At 40.2% G+C, this 15,931-nt stretch carries 22 protein-coding genes; 18 read left to right on the forward strand and 4 right to left on the reverse strand.

All coding sequences use genetic code 11. From position 1 onward, the window contains the following. From ACILP5_RS04220 to carA, 15 genes are all read left to right on the forward strand, one after another. Positions 1-310, forward strand: a 310-nt coding sequence (locus tag ACILP5_RS04220) for a 50S ribosomal protein L6 (protein ID WP_395617415.1), incomplete at its 5' end; no start/stop codon positions are given. A 42-nt stretch (positions 311-352) separates the two neighbouring features. Then, positions 353-700: a 50S ribosomal protein L18 gene (rplR, locus tag ACILP5_RS04225; protein WP_395617416.1), complete on the forward strand. Its 348-nt coding sequence runs from the start codon at positions 353-355 to the stop codon at positions 698-700. Between the two features lie 9 nt (positions 701-709). Continuing rightward, positions 710-1,228, forward strand: coding sequence for a 30S ribosomal protein S5 (gene rpsE / locus ACILP5_RS04230; protein WP_377978499.1), 519 nt, complete (start codon positions 710-712; stop codon positions 1,226-1,228). A 34-nt stretch (positions 1,229-1,262) separates the two neighbouring features. Further along, positions 1,263-1,442, forward strand: coding sequence for a 50S ribosomal protein L30 (gene rpmD, locus ACILP5_RS04235; protein WP_205753085.1), 180 nt, complete (start codon positions 1,263-1,265; stop codon positions 1,440-1,442). A gap of 46 nt (positions 1,443-1,488) precedes the next feature. Beyond that, positions 1,489-1,935 (forward strand): 50S ribosomal protein L15, encoded by a 447-nt coding sequence (gene rplO / locus ACILP5_RS04240; RefSeq protein WP_395617417.1) that lies wholly within the window; start codon positions 1,489-1,491, stop codon positions 1,933-1,935. Positions 1,936-1,952: 17 nt separating this feature from the next. Further along, the gene (gene secY, locus ACILP5_RS04245) at positions 1,953-3,275 is read left to right on the forward strand and encodes a preprotein translocase subunit SecY (protein ID WP_395617418.1); all 1,323 of its coding nucleotides are present in this window, start codon (positions 1,953-1,955) and stop codon (positions 3,273-3,275) included. Between the two features lies 1 nt (position 3,276). Next, positions 3,277-4,083, forward strand: coding sequence for a type I methionyl aminopeptidase (gene map, locus ACILP5_RS04250; protein ID WP_395617419.1), 807 nt, complete (start codon positions 3,277-3,279; stop codon positions 4,081-4,083). Positions 4,084-4,093: 10 nt separating this feature from the next. After that, positions 4,094-4,312, forward strand: a complete 219-nt coding sequence (infA, locus tag ACILP5_RS04255) for a translation initiation factor IF-1 (protein ID WP_127803117.1) — start codon at positions 4,094-4,096, stop codon at positions 4,310-4,312. A gap of 31 nt (positions 4,313-4,343) precedes the next feature. After that, positions 4,344-4,460 carry a type B 50S ribosomal protein L36 gene (ykgO, locus tag ACILP5_RS04260; protein WP_130895424.1) on the forward strand — a complete coding sequence of 39 codons (117 nt, stop codon included), beginning with the start codon at positions 4,344-4,346 and terminating at the stop codon, positions 4,458-4,460. Positions 4,461-4,506: 46 nt separating this feature from the next. Beyond that, the gene (gene rpsM, locus ACILP5_RS04265) at positions 4,507-4,884 is read left to right on the forward strand and encodes a 30S ribosomal protein S13 (protein WP_130895423.1); all 378 of its coding nucleotides are present in this window, start codon (positions 4,507-4,509) and stop codon (positions 4,882-4,884) included. 40 nt (positions 4,885-4,924) lie between these two features. Continuing rightward, positions 4,925-5,320, forward strand: coding sequence for a 30S ribosomal protein S11 (gene rpsK, locus ACILP5_RS04270; RefSeq protein WP_130895422.1), 396 nt, complete (start codon positions 4,925-4,927; stop codon positions 5,318-5,320). 101 nt (positions 5,321-5,421) lie between these two features. Then, positions 5,422-6,027: a 30S ribosomal protein S4 gene (rpsD, locus tag ACILP5_RS04275; protein WP_395617420.1), complete on the forward strand. Its 606-nt coding sequence runs from the start codon at positions 5,422-5,424 to the stop codon at positions 6,025-6,027. Positions 6,028-6,101: 74 nt separating this feature from the next. Beyond that, positions 6,102-7,091 carry a DNA-directed RNA polymerase subunit alpha gene (locus tag ACILP5_RS04280; protein ID WP_377980620.1) on the forward strand — a complete coding sequence of 330 codons (990 nt, stop codon included), beginning with the start codon at positions 6,102-6,104 and terminating at the stop codon, positions 7,089-7,091. An 87-nt stretch (positions 7,092-7,178) separates the two neighbouring features. Further along, the gene (rplQ, locus tag ACILP5_RS04285; protein WP_395617421.1) at positions 7,179-7,838 is read left to right on the forward strand and encodes a 50S ribosomal protein L17; all 660 of its coding nucleotides are present in this window, start codon (positions 7,179-7,181) and stop codon (positions 7,836-7,838) included. Positions 7,839-7,934: 96 nt separating this feature from the next. Beyond that, on the forward strand, positions 7,935-9,035 hold the full coding sequence (carA, locus tag ACILP5_RS04290) for a glutamine-hydrolyzing carbamoyl-phosphate synthase small subunit (protein WP_395617422.1): 1,101 nt from the start codon (positions 7,935-7,937) through the stop codon (positions 9,033-9,035). 32 nt (positions 9,036-9,067) lie between these two features. Here carA and ACILP5_RS04295 read toward each other — a convergent pair whose 3' ends face one another. The 3 genes from ACILP5_RS04295 to ACILP5_RS04305 are packed head-to-tail and all read right to left on the reverse strand — an operon-like array spanning position 9,068 to position 11,615. After that, a complete protein-coding gene (locus ACILP5_RS04295) occupies positions 9,068-10,477 on the reverse strand; it encodes a TonB-dependent receptor (protein ID WP_395617423.1) in 1,410 nt (469 codons plus the stop codon). A gap of 57 nt (positions 10,478-10,534) precedes the next feature. Further along, positions 10,535-11,386: an N-acetylglucosamine kinase gene (locus ACILP5_RS04300; protein ID WP_395617424.1), complete on the reverse strand. Its 852-nt coding sequence runs from the start codon at positions 11,384-11,386 to the stop codon at positions 10,535-10,537. A 1-nt stretch (position 11,387) separates the two neighbouring features. Further along, positions 11,388-11,615, reverse strand: coding sequence for a cytochrome b5 domain-containing protein (locus tag ACILP5_RS04305; RefSeq protein ID WP_395617425.1), 228 nt, complete (start codon positions 11,613-11,615; stop codon positions 11,388-11,390). 84 nt (positions 11,616-11,699) lie between these two features. Here ACILP5_RS04305 and ACILP5_RS04310 point away from each other — a divergent pair, with 84 nt between their 5' ends. From ACILP5_RS04310 to ACILP5_RS04320, 3 genes are all read left to right on the forward strand, one after another. After that, positions 11,700-12,179, forward strand: a complete 480-nt coding sequence (locus tag ACILP5_RS04310) for a hypothetical protein (RefSeq protein ID WP_395617426.1) — start codon at positions 11,700-11,702, stop codon at positions 12,177-12,179. Positions 12,180-12,230: 51 nt separating this feature from the next. Continuing rightward, entirely contained in the window at positions 12,231-13,256 is a 1,026-nt protein-coding gene (gene thiL, locus ACILP5_RS04315) for a thiamine-phosphate kinase (RefSeq protein WP_395617427.1), read from the forward strand. Between the two features lie 129 nt (positions 13,257-13,385). After that, a complete protein-coding gene (locus ACILP5_RS04320; protein WP_395617428.1) occupies positions 13,386-15,305 on the forward strand; it encodes a polysaccharide biosynthesis protein in 1,920 nt (639 codons plus the stop codon). On the opposite strand, the gene ACILP5_RS04325 is transcribed toward ACILP5_RS04320, so the two are convergent. Next, positions 15,298-15,915, reverse strand: a complete 618-nt coding sequence (locus ACILP5_RS04325; protein WP_395617429.1) for a phosphatase PAP2-related protein — start codon at positions 15,913-15,915, stop codon at positions 15,298-15,300. The genes ACILP5_RS04320 and ACILP5_RS04325 overlap by 8 nt on opposite strands. Positions 15,916-15,931: the final 16 nt, after the last annotated feature.

Consider the following 15,931-nt stretch of genomic DNA (forward strand, 5'->3'; position numbering starts at 1 on the left):
TTACCAAAAAGATTTGGAAATCATTGGTGTTGGTTACAAGGCCGCAAATCAAGGAAATATTTTAGAATTAAGCTTGGGTTACTCTCACGCGATTTTCATGGCTATTCCTGCTGAGGTTTCTATCGCAACTGCAATGGAAAAAGGTAAGAATCCAATGGTTACTTTAAAGTCAATTGATAAGCAATTGATTGGTCAAGTAGCTGCGAAAATCAAGTCTCTACGTCCAGTTGAACCATACAAAGGTAAAGGTGTTCGTTTCTTAGGAGAGCAAGTACGTCGTAAAGCTGGTAAAGCGGGCGGTAAAAAATAAATAATAAGCGTGGGCCGGAAATCCACACAAACAAGTTAACAAATGGCAACAACCAAAAATTTACGCAGAACCCGCATTAAACGTGCGATTCGTGCTAAGATCGCAGGAACAGCGGAACGTCCGCGTTTAAGTGTATATCGTTCTAATTCTGCAGTTTACGCGCAATTAGTTGATGATTTAGCTGGCAAGACTTTATTTGCTGCTACTTCATACAAGAAAGATAAAGTGAATAACAACATTGAAGCTGCGAAGACAGTAGGTTTAGCAATCGCTGCAAAAGCGAAGGCGGCTGGAATCGAGAAAGTAGTTTTTGACCGTAACGGTTATTTGTATCACGGAAGAATTAAATCATTAGCTGAAGGTGCTCGCGAGGGTGGCTTACAATTTTAAGAAATAGATATGTCGCATTTACAAGCAAAACCAATAAAGGTTAACGAAGGTGAGTTGAAGGAGAAAGTAGTAGCCATCAACCGTGTTGCAAAAGTAGTTAAAGGTGGTCGTCGTTTTAGTTTCTCAGCAATCGTTGTCGTAGGTGACGGTGCTGGTATCGTAGGATACGGTTTAGGAAAAGCAAACGAGGTAACTGACGCTATCACAAAAGGTATCGAAGACGCTAAGAAAAACTTATTCCAAATTCCTTTATTGAAGAACACGGTTCCTCACGAGCAATTAGGAAAATTCTCAGGTGGTTTCGTTTTAATTAAGCCAGCTGCTCCAGGTACAGGATTGATCGCCGGTGGTGCGATGCGTGCCGTGTTAGAATCAGTAGGTGTGCATGATGTCTTAGCTAAGTCTAAAGGATCATCTAACCCACACAACGTAGTGAAGGCAACCATCGATGCATTAGTAAAGATGAGAGCTCCACACACTGTAGCATTCCAACGTGGAATTTCTGTTGCTAAAGTATTTAATGGATAATCAGAGCGCGTAAGCCTCTCTAATAGAACATACAATGTCTAAAGTTAAAATTACTCAAGTTAAAAGTGCAATTAAGCGCCCGGAAGTACAGAAACGTACGATCCAAGCTTTAGGATTAGGTAAAATCCGTAAGAGTGTTGAGGTTGAATTGAATCCAGCGATTGCAGGTATGATTCGTGCCGTAAACCACTTAATTGTAGTTGAAAATATTTAATTAACATGCGAGTTGCTGGAAACAGCAGCGCTAAGCCCCAATTAGAATGAAATTATCATCATTAAAGCCTGCTGAAGGCTCAGTAAAAGTAAGAAAAAGAGTAGGTCGTGGTCAAGGTTCTGGATTAGGTGGAACTTCTGCTCGTGGTCACAAAGGTGCTCAATCACGTTCAGGTTATTCTCGTAAGAGAGGATTTGAAGGTGGTCAAATGCCATTACAACGTCGTGTTCCTAAGTTTGGTTTCAAGAATCACAACCGTGTGGAATATAAAGCAATCAACTTAGATACCTTGCAAGCATTAGCTGACGCAATCGGAACTAAGGTGATCACATTTGAAACACTTTACACGAATGGTCTTGTATCTAAGTCTGACTTAGTGAAGATTTTATCTCGTGGATCTGTAACAGCTGCTTTAGAAGTTACAGTGAAAGGTTTTTCAGGTGCTGCTAAAGCTGCTATTGAAGCAGCAGGCGGTAAAGCAATTGTTGGTTAATCCTCTATTCTAATCGAATGAACAAGTTAATAACAACTTTCAAGCATATTTTCTCCATCGAGGAGTTAAGAGGCCGTATTATTAATACGCTTCTTTTCATTGCTTTTTTCCGTTTAGGTTCTTATATCGTTTTGCCAGGTGTAGATGCGACTAAGTTAACACAAGCAGGAGAAGGCGGTCTTTTCGGCTTATTAAATATTTTTTCTGGCGGTGCTTTAAATAATGCTTCGGTATTTGCTTTAGGTATCATGCCCTACATTTCGGCTTCTATTGCGATTCAGTTATTAACCATTGCCCTTCCGTATTTCCAAAAAATGCAGAAAGATGGTGAGTCAGGTCGTAAGAAATTAAATCAAATCACGCGTATCTTAACCATCTTCGTAACAGCAGCACAGGCCTTTACTTATTTACAAGTTTCGATTCCAACTGATGCGATTATGGTAGATCCTTGGTTCTTCCGCTTATATGGCGTGGCTATTTTAATTGGAGGCACGATGTTAAGTATGTGGTTAGGGGAGAAGATTACAGACAAAGGTATCGGTAACGGTATTTCTATGTTGATCATGATTGGTATCGTTTCGCGTTTCCCAGCATTTATTTTACAAGAAGCAGATTCACGTGGAATGTCGGGTGCCTTGATGTTTATCATTGAAATTATAGCCTTGTTCTTTATCGTTATGGGTGCGATTATGGTAACACAAGCCGTTCGCCGTATACCAGTTCAATATGCGAAACAAGTAGTGGGTAGCAAAGCAACAACCGTAGGTGGCGAGCGTCAATACATCCCTTTGAAGTTAAACGCTTCAGGTGTAATGCCCATCATCTTTGCTCAAGCTTTAATGTTTATCCCAGGATTAGTAGCTCAGTCATTTGCTGACAAATCAGAATTTGCTTCTTCGGTTGCGTCTGCTTTTGGCGATTTCACGACTTGGCAGTACAACGTTTTGTTTGCTTTTTTAATTATTGTGTTCACATTCTTCTACACAGCTATCTCTATTAACCCGACTCAAATCTCTGATGATATGAAGCGTGGTGGAGGTTTTGTTCCAGGAGTGAAACCAGGAGAAGAAACGGCCGGTTTTATTGCAACGATTTTAGATCGTATTACCCTACCAGGAGCGGTGATGTTATCGTTAATTGCGGTGCTTCCTGCGGTCGCTAACTTGTTTGGCGTAACGAGAGGATTTGCTTCTTTCTTTGGAGGAACATCTCTTTTAATCCTAGTAGGAGTAGTATTAGATACATTGCAACAAATAGAAAGTTATTTGTTGATGCGTAAGTACGAAGGCTTAATGCAATCAGGAAGAGTGAAAGGTCGCTCTGAACTGATTAACCGTTAAGATGATTTACCTAAAGACACCAGCTGAATTAGCCATCATTCAACAGAATGGTGAAATTTTAGCGAAGTGTCACGCGGAAGTAGCGAAGGCGATTGAGCCGGGAGTAAGTACTTTGGCATTAGATAAAATTGCTTACGAGTATATTAAAGATAATGGAGCGCATCCATCCTTTTTGAACTACCAAGTAGGAAGCCAAAAGTATGCATACTCTTTGTGTATTTCGGTGAATGATGTGGTGGTTCACGGTTTACCTGGAGAATTGATCCTGAAAGAAGGGGATATTATCTCGATAGACGGAGGAGTTTATAAGAATGGCTACCACGCAGACAGCGCTTATACTTACGGTATTGGCAATGTAGCTGAAGATGTAGTTCAATTGCTACAACGGACGAAAGAGTCCTTGTATTTAGGTTTGAATCAAGCCACACCAGGCAAACGAGTAGGCGATATTGGTTTCGCTGTTCAATCCTACACGGAATCATTTGGTTACGGTGTTGTGAGAGAGCTAGTAGGTCACGGTGTAGGAAAAAAGCTCCATGAAAGCCCAGAAGTGCCTAATTATGGTCGCCGCGGGGAAGGAGCTAAGTTAAAAGAAGGAATGGTCATTGCGATCGAACCGATGATTAACTTAGGCAAGCGTCAAATCTCAGTGGATAAGGATGGTTGGACTATCCGGACACAAGATCGCAAACCAAGTGCTCACTTTGAACACACCGTAGGCGTAGGAAAAGAAGGCCCGATCATTTTGACGACCTTCGCTCCGATTGAAGAAGTGATTAAAACATCAACAGTATTGTTGAATATATAAATTAATAATTATGGCCAAACAGTCCTCGATAGAAGTAGACGGAATTATTTTGGAAGCTCTTTCGAACGCCATGTTTCGGGTAGAATTGGAAAATACGCACCAAGTCATTGCACACATTTCGGGCAAGATGCGGATGCACTACATCAAGATTTTACCAGGTGATAAGGTGAAGTTAGAGATGTCTCCTTATGATTTAAGTAAGGCGAGAATTGTTTACAGATACAAGTAATTTAAGGTTTGATTTTATAAATACAGTTAATATGAAAGTTAAAGCATCTATCAAGAAACGTAGTGCAGATTGCAAAGTAATCCGTCGTCACGGAAAGCTTTACGTAATCAACAAGAAGAATCCTAAGTTCAAACAAAGACAAGGATAATTCGACAGAATTTTAAATTGATTAATAACAACAATTAATTACCTATATGGCTCGTATTGCAGGGGTTGATATTCCCGACAAAAAAAGAGGAGAAATTGCATTGACTTATATCTTCGGTATAGGTCGTAGCACTGCTCAGAAAATTTTAACGAAAGCTGCGGTTTCGTTTGACAAGAAAGCTGGTGAGTGGAACGATACGGAGGCTAGCGCTATCCGTGCGATCATCGCTGCTGAATTCAAGACGGAAGGTCAGTTGAAATCTGAGGTTCAATTGAACATCAAGCGTTTGATGGACATCGGTTGTTACCGTGGATTACGTCACCGTAAAGGTCTTCCATTACGTGGTCAACGCACTAAGAACAACTCACGTACTCGTAAGGGTCGTAGAAAAACAGTTGCTAACAAGAAAAAAGTAACTAAATAATAACTAGAGGGTAACACCTCTTCGTATTTCATTTCAAATTATGGCACAAGCAAAAAGAAAAGATAAAGCGAAGAAGAGAGTAGTTGTCGTTGAACAAAACGGTCAAGTACACATCAAAGCTTCCTTTAACAACATTATTATCTCCATTACTAACTCAGCAGGTCAAGTGATCTCTTGGGCTTCAGCAGGAAAGATGGGTTTCCGTGGGTCTAAGAAAAACACACCTTACGCAGCTCAGATGGCAGCATCTAACTGTGCAGCGGTAGCTGTTGAAGCAGGAATGAAGAAAGCGGAGGTTTTCGTAAAAGGACCAGGAGCTGGACGTGAGTCGGCTATCCGTACTATCCAAAACTCAGGAATTGAAGTTTCTATCATCAAAGATATTACGCCAATGCCTCACAATGGATGTCGTCCTCCGAAGCGTCGTCGCGTTTAATAATTTTCATGCAGGAGTAATTAGTAATTATTTTCTCCCGCTTTTATTCACAATTTAATTACTTCATTGGGCATAAGAGGTCCAATGACTTTTAAGAAAAAATGGCTAGATACACAGGTCCCAAATCCAAGATTGCACGTCGTTTCGGTGAAGCAATTCTAGGTCCGAGCAAAGCATTAGCTCGTAAAAACTATGCACCAGGTATGCACGGTAAAGGAAAGCGTTCAAAGGTTTCTGAATACGCAGTGCAATTAAAAGAAAAGCAAAAGGTAAAATACACATACGGTATTTTAGAGCGCCAATTCGAAAACTTGTTCCACAAAGCTGCTGTTAAGGCAGGGATCACAGGTGAAAACTTGATCAAATTATGTGAAGCTCGTTTAGATAACGTAGTATATCGTTTAGGAATTGCTCCTACTCGTCGTGCAGCGCGTCAATTAGTTATTCACAAACACATCATTGTAGACGGTGAAGTAGTAAATGTGCCATCTTACTCTCTACGTCCAGGTCAATTAGTAGGTGTTCGTGCAAAATCGAAATCTCTAGAAGTAGTATCTAACTCACTAGCTGCTCGTTCTCCTAAGAACTTCAACTGGTTAGAGTGGGATGGTGTTGAATTGGTAGGTAAGTTTAATGCTATGCCAGAGAGAGATCAGATTCCTGAAAACTTCAACGAACAAGCAATTGTCGAATTATACTCTAAGTAATCTCCTAACGAGATTGCTAGAGTTTTTAAAGAGTACCAATAACGTTTTTTCAGTATCATTTTAAGCTACGAAATATGTCAATATTAGCATTCCAAATGCCCGAAAAAGTTGTGATGGAAAAAGCCACAGACTTCCACGGGTTATTTGAGTTCAAGCCACTCGAAAAAGGTTACGGTGTTACCATTGGTAACGCACTTCGTAGAATCTTACTTTCTTCTTTAGAAGGATATGCTATCACAAGCGTTAAGATTTCTGGTGTGTTACACGAATTTTCTGCCATTGAAGGCGTTCACGAAGATGTCTCTGAGATCATCTTGAACTTGAAAAAAATTCGTTTCAAGAAGACACAAGAAATTTTGGATAACAAAGTTTCTATGAAAATTAAAGGACAAACAGCCATCACTGCAGGTGACATCGCTAAGTTTACTCCTTACTTTCAGATTTTAAACCCTGAATTGGTTATTTGCAATTTAGATTCTTCGAAAGAAGTTGAAATTGATTTAGTAATCGAAAAGGGTCGTGGTTATGTACCAGCAGATGAGCCTCGTGCAAACGAGTTACCATTTGGTCACATCGCTATCGATGCGATCTACACTCCAATCAAGAATGTTAAGTTCAGCATTGAGAATACACGTGTAGAGCAAAAGACAGATTATGAGAAATTAGTTTTAGATATCGAGACGGATGGTTCAATCCACCCAGAAGATGCATTGAAAGGTGCTGCGTATATCTTGATCCAACACTTTATGTTGTTCTCTGATCAAACAATGACATTTGAAACTCCTAAAGCAGAAGAAGATAATGTAGTAGATGAGGAATTACTTCACATGCGCAAGTTGTTGAAGACTTCATTAGCTGACTTAGATTTATCTGTACGTGCTTACAACTGCTTGAAATCAGCTGACGTTCGCACATTAGGTGAATTAGCGAAATTAGAAATCTCTGATATGATGAAGTTCCGTAATTTTGGAAAGAAATCATTAACTGAATTAGAGCAATTGATCGAGGAAAAAGGGTTGACCTTTGGAATGGATGTTTCTAAATATCGTTTAGACGAAGATTAATTAATAATTTAAACAAAGTAATAGGTGGCTTGCCGTGAGGTAAACTAACCGCAGCTCTTAAGAGCTTTTAACTTACGAAATAACACAATGAGACACGGTAAAAAATTTAATCACCTAGGAAGAACAGCCTCTCACAGAGCAGCGTTGTTATCAAACATGGCGTCTTCTTTGATCTTACACAAGCGTATTCAAACGACTGTGGCTAAGGCAAAGGAATTACGTAAATACGTAGAGCCGATGATCACAAAGTCTAAAACAGATAGCACTAACAATCGTCGTGTGGTATTCTCTTATTTACAAAATAAGGATGCGATCAAAGAATTGTTCTCTATCGTTTCTGAGAAAGTAGCGAATCGTCCAGGTGGATATACACGTATTATCAAGTTAGGTAATCGTTTAGGTGATAACGCAGAGATCTGCTTCATTGAATTAGTTGACTTCAACGAAACAATGTTAGCTGCATCAGCGGAGAAAGCGGGTAAAACTCGTCGTAGCCGTCGTGGTGGTGCTGCAAAAGCTACTGAAGCTGCGGCTCCAGTAGCGGTAGCAGAAGCACCATCTGCAGAAGTTGTTGAAGAAGCTCCAGCAGCTGAGGTAGTAGCTGAAGAGGCTGCGCCAGAGGTAGCAGAAGTAGAAGCACCAGCAGAAGTTGTAGTGGAAGAAACTGCACCTGAAGTAGCTGAAGAAGCTGCTCCAGAAGCACCTGCAACTGAGGAGTCCACTGAAGAAAAAGGAGAAGACGCTTAATCTTTCTCTTGCAATTTTTTTAAAGGGCTTCAACTTTCCGTTGAAGCCCTTTTTTTAGGTAATGAGTATTTGACCCTTATTTTATAACAGCATATTATGAGATTTACCGAGTCCACACCAGCGGTTTTATTATTACAAGACGGAACTATATTCCACGGGAAAGCACTAGGAAAAATAGGAACTCACGGAGGTGAGATCTGTTTTAACACCGGTATGACGGGTTATCAAGAAATTTACACGGATCCGTCTTATGCGGGTCAAGTGATTATTAATACCACAGCTCACATTGGTAATTATGGTGTGATGCAAGAGAAAGAGGCAGAATCCAATAAGGTCCAAATCGCTGGAATGGTATGTAACGAATTTGCTAGCGTTCACTCGCGTGAAACAGCAGATGGTTCTTTGCAAGACTATTTAGCCAATGCGGGCATCGTAGGAATCTCAGGTATTGACACACGTGCTTTAGTACGTCACATTCGTACGAAAGGGGTGATGAACTGCCTGATTTCTTCGGAGATTTTTGATGAAACAGAATTAAAAGCTGCTTTGGATAAAATTCCATCTATGGAAGGATTAGAATTATCTTCTCAGGTATGTACGCAAGAAGCCTATTTTGTGGGGGATGAAAAAGTAGAGCGTAAAGTGGCTGTTTTAGATCTAGGCGTGAAAAGAAGCATTTTGTCTAACATTGCTGAGCGTGGATGCTATTTAAAAGTATTCCCAGCGAAAACCTCTTTTGCGGAAATCGCAGCTTGGAATCCAGATGGCTACTTTGTTTCAAACGGACCAGGGGATCCAGCGGTGATGTCCTACGCGATTGATACGGTCGCGGAATTCTTGAATAGTGACAAACCTGTTTTCGGCATCTGCTTAGGTCACCAAATCCTAGCGCAAGTGGTAGGTTTATCTACTTATAAAATGCACAACGGGCACCGTGGATTGAATCACCCCGTGAAGAATTTAATCTCAGGTCTATCTGAAATTACATCCCAAAACCACGGTTTTGCTGTAATGATGGATGAGTTAAAATCTTCCGATAAAGCAGAGTTGACACACATTAATTTGAACGATCAAACAGTCGAAGGTTTACGTGTAAAAGGTCGCAAAGCCTTCTCGGTACAACATCACCCAGAAGCTAGCCCTGGACCACATGATTCTCGTTACTTATTTGATCAGTTTATTGATCTAATGAAATAAAAAAAAGCCCTGAGAGATCAGGGCTTTTTTTGTTAAGCTTGATATCCAAAGAGCGAGTGCTCTTTGATCAATTTAGAGACAGATTTAGGAACCATGGGGATCCAATCTTCTCCGCCAGATTGAATCATTTCCAGTACCTTATCGGTCCGAATATGCATGAGTTTTTCATCGTATTTCTGAATTTCAGCTAACTTCTCATTATCAATTAAATAGGTGAATAAACCTTTTAAATGAGTCTCTGGCTGGAAATTCTTCAGGTGAATTATCTCTCCATTCTCTGAGATAGTAGGGTAGAGGTATAATTTAATGTTTTGGCCAAACAAACAGCCAAAAGCACTCATAATTCCGCCTGGCACCTCCTTATAATGCTTCTCCTCGAAAATGTATTCTAAGTTAGGCATACCCATTACTAAGGCCATTTTTAACTTCGAGAATTGACTTAAAAAGTCGACTAATTTGAAATATTCGTGGAAATTAGAAATTAACACGGTTTGGCCTAAAGAACATAAAATATCCACGCGATCTAAGAAATCTTTCTCATCGATCTTGTGTGTCTCATTCTCTAAGCTTTTTAGCGTTAACTCTGAAAGCACACAGATTTTATCATCGTCCACATCCGGCTCCTGCTCAAACTGTGCCACGCCCTTCTTTAACATATCAGAGAAGATATTCGTCACCGGGCGGAAACGACCGCGAACGGCCACAATGTGTTTTTTCGATAAGGCATCATAAGGTTGCATCACCTTGCCATCTGGCCCAAAAACCGCCGCCTGTGTATAGCCATGCTTCACAAGATACAATGACATTAATCGATTGTCCACCTCTTTAAAGTCCGGACCTTCAAAACGGATCATATCAATCTCGATACGGTCTTTATTCAAATCATCCAATAAGGATAACAACAATTTTTCTGGATCCTCATGGTAATGGTAGCAGCCATACAACAGATTAACACCAATTATACCGAGTGCCTGTTGCTGTAAGATATTGTCATTATCCAGCATATTCACGTGAATAACCACATCGTTAAACCCACCATTCGGAGTTAATTGGAAACGAAGTCCAATCCACCCGTGGGCATCATTTGTCTTTTGAAAATTCAAGGCAGAAACAGTATCTGCAAAGGCAAAAAAACGTTTCTCTGCTGCTGTTTCTGTTAATCGAACGTTCAATAATTTGAACTCTCGATTTAGCATCTTCATTAAACGCGTTTCGCACACATATTTCCCTGACGCCTCTTCGCCATAAATGGCATCCGAAAAAGCCATGTCGTAGGCAGAAATGGTTTTAGCAATGGTGCCTGAGGCTCCACCGGCTTTGAAGAAATTAGCCGCTACATCTTGACCTGCCCCGATCTCCGCGAAGGAGCCGTAGATACTGCGATCTAGATTGATTTGAAGTGCTTTTTGTTTAGTTCCTATGGATTTAATATGTGATGTCATAGGTAGTTTTTCTAGTTTGTTGACTTAGGCTTTTTAGAATTGCCGCAATTTACGAATTTATGGCCAAAACTCCCCCTTGTGATACAAGCAAAGTCCCGCCATAGGGCCCTCACTAATGTGACCAATGGGTAAACCATTTTTTTTCATGACTTGTTTCAAGATATCGGAATAATAGAAGGCTACTGAACCTGTGAAATGAAAAACGGGGGCCTCTTTATACCTCTTTAAATACAGGGAAATAAATGCTTCAAAGGATTGCTCGATCAATCCATAGCAGAATGCCTCTTTGCGGTGGTCAAATAAAAATTTCGAAAAGCTAGCAAACCACCGATTCGGAAAGGCTTGTTTATAGGCTTTATCTAAAATGGTCAACCGGTCAAATACCCCGTACCGCTTTTCGAAAATAGCACGTAAATCCGACGGCATTTGACCGTGCAAATAACTCAGCATTAAACTCTTGCCTAAATGTCCTCCGCTACCTTCATCCCCTAACCAAAATCCTAAAGGGGGAATTTGAGCTGAAATACGAGTTCCATCCCAATATCCGGAATTAGATCCTGTTCCTAAAATACATGCAATGCCCGCTTCTTTCCCACAAAGCGATCTTGCTGCTGCTATGAGGTCGTTTTGTATTTCAAGGGAACAATTAGTGGGGAAATAGGGCCTAAAGGCGGCAGCAATAACTTCGCATTGCGCATCCCCGGTTACGCCAGTGCCATAATAAAAAACGGCTGAAATGGGTAGCTCAGTAAACCCAGCTAAAACCGAATCCTGCGATGCTTTAATTTCCTCCGTCGTTTGGTAGTAGGGATTAATCCCAGAACTAGAGAAACTTTCATACGGTGCTGTGGGATCTTTTATGAGTCGCCATGCTGTCTTAGTCGAACCACTCTCAACAATTAAAATCATCTTATTCTAGTATCCCAATGGGCGTAAATTTTTCAAATACTTTTTCACTATGTGGGGCATCTGCAATCTCAGGAGTTAAATCTTGACCTGCCCAGTGTTCGTAATGCTTACCGTTTTTCCACAATTTGGAATTTGTCATATCATAGATGAGCCCCCGAAAGGCCACCCAAATCTCAGGCTTATCCTGCCCATTTCGTAGGGCTAATTGTCCGCGTGTGTAGGTCTTCATATTTTACACGAAGCTAAATAAAAAGGGTCAAACCCGATTTTTTTTCAGAAAGATTTTTAAATTTACATTGTAAATTAAATACCTATGAAACAATTCATTGTCTTTTTGTTTGCCATTTCAGTAATGGCTTGTAGTGGAGGAGGAGATCCTGCACCTGCGCCAATACCACAGCCACCTACCATAAATGTGGCAGACTTAGTGAAAAAAGTGTGGAGCGCTAGTTCTGCTCAATGGGATGGCGTAGCAAAATACGATAAATCAAGTACTTCTAACGTAGTACAGGGCTATTCTCAGTATAAATTAGATCTTTCTACAGCGGGTTCAGTTAAATTAACAGAATTTGATGGTAAAGTATTTACTGGAAACTATTCTGTTGCGACAGATGGGAAAACGTTAACCTTAAGTTCATTAACAAGTGCTGAAGGGGCTCCTACGGGAACAGGCGGGACGATCACGTTCACCATTTTAACAACCCCTACTGCTACTACATTAAGTTTACAACAAACGGCTGCCTATGTTAAGGCGAGCAGTGCGATAGTGAAACTAGCTTTAGTAAACCCATAATTAGATATTTTAAAATAAAAGCCGTCCTTGTGGCGGCTTTTTGCGTTATATATGGAAAAGAGAACTGAAATTGGAGAAATTGGTGAATTTGGATTAATTAATCACCTAGCTGCTCAATTAACAGAAAAACAAGACTGGACGGAAATAGGAATAGGAGATGATACGGCTGTTTTAGATCCGAAGGGAAATAAGGTAGTGACCACGACTGAATTGTTAATTGAAGGGGTTCATTTCGACTTAGCCTACACTCCATTGCAACATTTGGGATTTAAAGCCGTTTCAGTCGTACTTTCTGATATTGCTGCGATGAATGCTATCCCTACCCAGATTATGATCGGATTAGGATTATCAAATCGCTTTTCAGTGGAATCGGTAGATGCCCTGTATGAAGGTATTCGTTTAGCCTGCGAAGAATACAAAGTAGATGTGGTAGGAGGCGATACAACTTCAAGTCCGAACGGCCTGATTATCTCTATGACTGGAACAGGCGTGGTAGAGGCTAATAAATTAGTAAAGCGGGGAACAGCAAAAGCAAACGACGTTCTTTGTGTTTCCGGGGATCTTGGTGCCGCCTTGATGGGCTTACATTCCTTGGAAAGAGAAAAGCAAGTGTTTTTGGCTAATCCGGATATGCAGCCAGAATTAGAAGGAAAAAGTTATGTGGTATTACGTCAGCTGAAACCGATGGCCCGATTTGATATCATTCATGAATTAAGAGAATTAGGAGTGGTACCTACATCGATGATCGATTGTTCGGATGGATTAGCGTCTGAGATTATTCATTTATGTAACGCATCTGGCTTAGGGGCTCGTATTTTCGAAAAAAATATTCCTATTGATGATGAGACTTATCTCTCAGCAACAGAATTCAATGTGAGTCCTTTAACTGCCGCCTTAAATGGAGGTGAGGACTATGAGTTATTATTTACGGTTTCTCAAGAAGATTTTCCCAAAGTGGAAAAAATCGCAGATGTGACTGCCATTGGTTACATGACAAATGTAGGCAAAGAACGTGTTATGGTTATGAAATCGGATGCAATCGTCGATTTAACGGCTCCAGGCTTCGGTAAATCATAGTCCATTCGTCTACATTTTTCGCCGTTTAATAAATTTAGGTATACTTTCATGTTTTAATTTGTAATTTTGGACGTTGGCTAACTACCATCTAAGTTTTATAAGTTTGCCCGTGTTTTTGTACAATCTATTATGACGAAGTCTTCCTTCATTCGGAAATATTCGAATCGCTTTCTCTCGAGATGGCTCGTATTAGTTTTTGATTCACTGATTGTCATCTTCTCATTCTCCATTGCCACCCTATTGCGGATGAATTTCCAGTTGTCGGAAATTGATTTAAGCATATTTGCCTCCCAATTAGTTTTTGTTTTAGGATTGCGCTTACTAGCGTTTTTGTTTTTCCAATCCTATGCAGGTATTATTCGGCATACGAGTATTGAGGATGCCATACTTATTTTAAAGGCTGTTTTCACGGGTACATTAGGGGCAGTTGTAGTCTCCGGAGTGATTAGAAATACGTTAGGATTTGAACACGTATTTAATTTATCAGCCTCCATATTAATTATTGACTTTTTTATCTGCCTATTCTGGATGGTTATTCTTCGCTTTTTTGTGAAGAGTTTTTACGAATCATTCATTAATCAGTTTAAACCCACGATAGGCGTTCTAATTTATGGTGCAGGTTATACAGGGATGTTGACTAAGAATGTGTTCCAAACGGACCGTTCCACAAACTATAAAATTTTAGGTTTTATTGATGATAATGAATCTAAGATTGGTAAAACGATTGAAGGAATAAAGGTATTTAGTTTGCCAGAGGTATTAGATAAGTTTGTTGGCTCAAATGAGGGTTTGGAGGTTATTATGGCCATCAATAATATGTCAGCTAAATCGAAGCGCAAAATTTCTGATATTTTCTTAGATCGTGGCGTCGTAGTGAAAGCCTTACCTCCTGTTGATAAATGGGTGGAAGGGGAGTTTGCCATGAATCAGATTCATAATGTAAAGATTGAGGATCTATTGGGTCGTGAGGTGATCCAGATGAACAATAAAAGAATTGGTGAGGAGATTTCAGGTAAAGTTATCCTAGTGACTGGAGCTGCGGGATCCATTGGAAGTGAAATTGTGCGTCAACTCATCGCCTATTTCCCAGCTAAACTTGTACTAGTGGATCAGGCTGAGTCAGCTTTATATGATTTAGAGTATGAACTAGCAGGTAAAGTTCCCGCCAATGTTCAAATGATTGTAAATGTAGCCGATGTGTCAGATACGAGACGTATCAGTAAAATATTTAAGAACCATCGGCCTGATATTATCTTCCATGCGGCGGCCTATAAGCATGTACCCTTGATGGAAAATAACCCATATGAGGCAATTAAAACGAATGTCATCGGAACTCGGATTTTAGCTGAATTAGCGTCAGAACTCGGTGTTGATAAATTTGTGATGGTTTCTACGGACAAAGCAGTTAATCCGACAAACGTCATGGGGGCTACTAAGCGTTTAGCGGAGATGTATACCCAATCGATGAATCAATTGGAAGGGGTAAAAACGAAGTTTATTGCGACTCGTTTCGGTAACGTATTAGGATCTAATGGGTCAGTAATTCCTCTATTTAAGAAGCAAATTGAACGAGGTGGTCCGGTAACTGTTACACATCCAGAGATTACGCGGTACTTTATGACCATTCCTGAAGCGTGTGAGCTCGTACTAGAAGCGGCGACCATGGGACAAGGTGGAGAAGTATTTGTTTTTGATATGGGCGAATCTGTGAAGATTATAGATCTAGCTAAGAAAATGATTACCTTAAGTGGATTGAGAGTAGATAAAGATATTGAAATCAAGTATACGGGTTTGCGTCCTGGGGAAAAGCTATACGAAGAGTTATTAAATAACGATGAAAATACGCTACCTACTCACCACCCTAAGATCTTAATTGCCGAGGTAAATACGCCTTCTTATGCCTACATGGAAATAGCGACTAACGACTTAAATCATTTATTATCAAGTGGGAATAATAATTCAATTGTTGCGAAAATCAAGGAGATAATTCCGGAGTACAAATCAAACAATTCTGTGTTTGAGACGCTAGACAAGAAATCGCTTAAATAATTCCTGCTTTTTTAACAATCCAGATAGCTGCTAGGGTAAATACTGGTGCAGCAGCTATATCTAAACTATAATGCACGTGTTGTATAAGTAAGAGGGTCACGAGGATTATACTTAGTCCGATGGCAATTCTTCTTTCTCTCGCGGTAGGCAAAAAGTAGCACACAAAAACCATAGTGGCTGTATGTCCAGAGAAAAATAAGTCTTTCGTGATGGCCATATTCTCCCCATAGATGAAAATTTCCGCTAAAGGGTCATGTAAATCTACGAGGCCTGTTGGGGGATTTAAGGCCACCAAATAGATGCTTAAAAAACGGAAAGCAGTTTCAATATTGAAGGCCCAGGCGAACCAAAGGAATTTTTTCGGATCTTGTAATAACCGATATAACAAGTAGATAACCGAAAAATAAATGATACCAAAAATCGGATAGGAAACATTTAAGGCAGGAAGGAAGTTAAGTAGTGGATCGTTCCACTGAATGCCTTCGCGCAATTGAATCCATTGGAAATAATCATCCGCTTTAAAGGGGAAAATAAGAAACACAGCTAAGGCTCCTATCAACTTTAGGGTGAAGTTACGGTCAGTAAAAGCAGCTTTCCAGGATTGTTTCAAGTTTGAACGAAAATTG

Origin of the sequence: Aquirufa sp., assembly GCF_044239315.1 — a bacterium.
Taxonomy (GTDB): Bacteria; Bacteroidota; Bacteroidia; order Cytophagales; family Spirosomataceae; genus Aquirufa.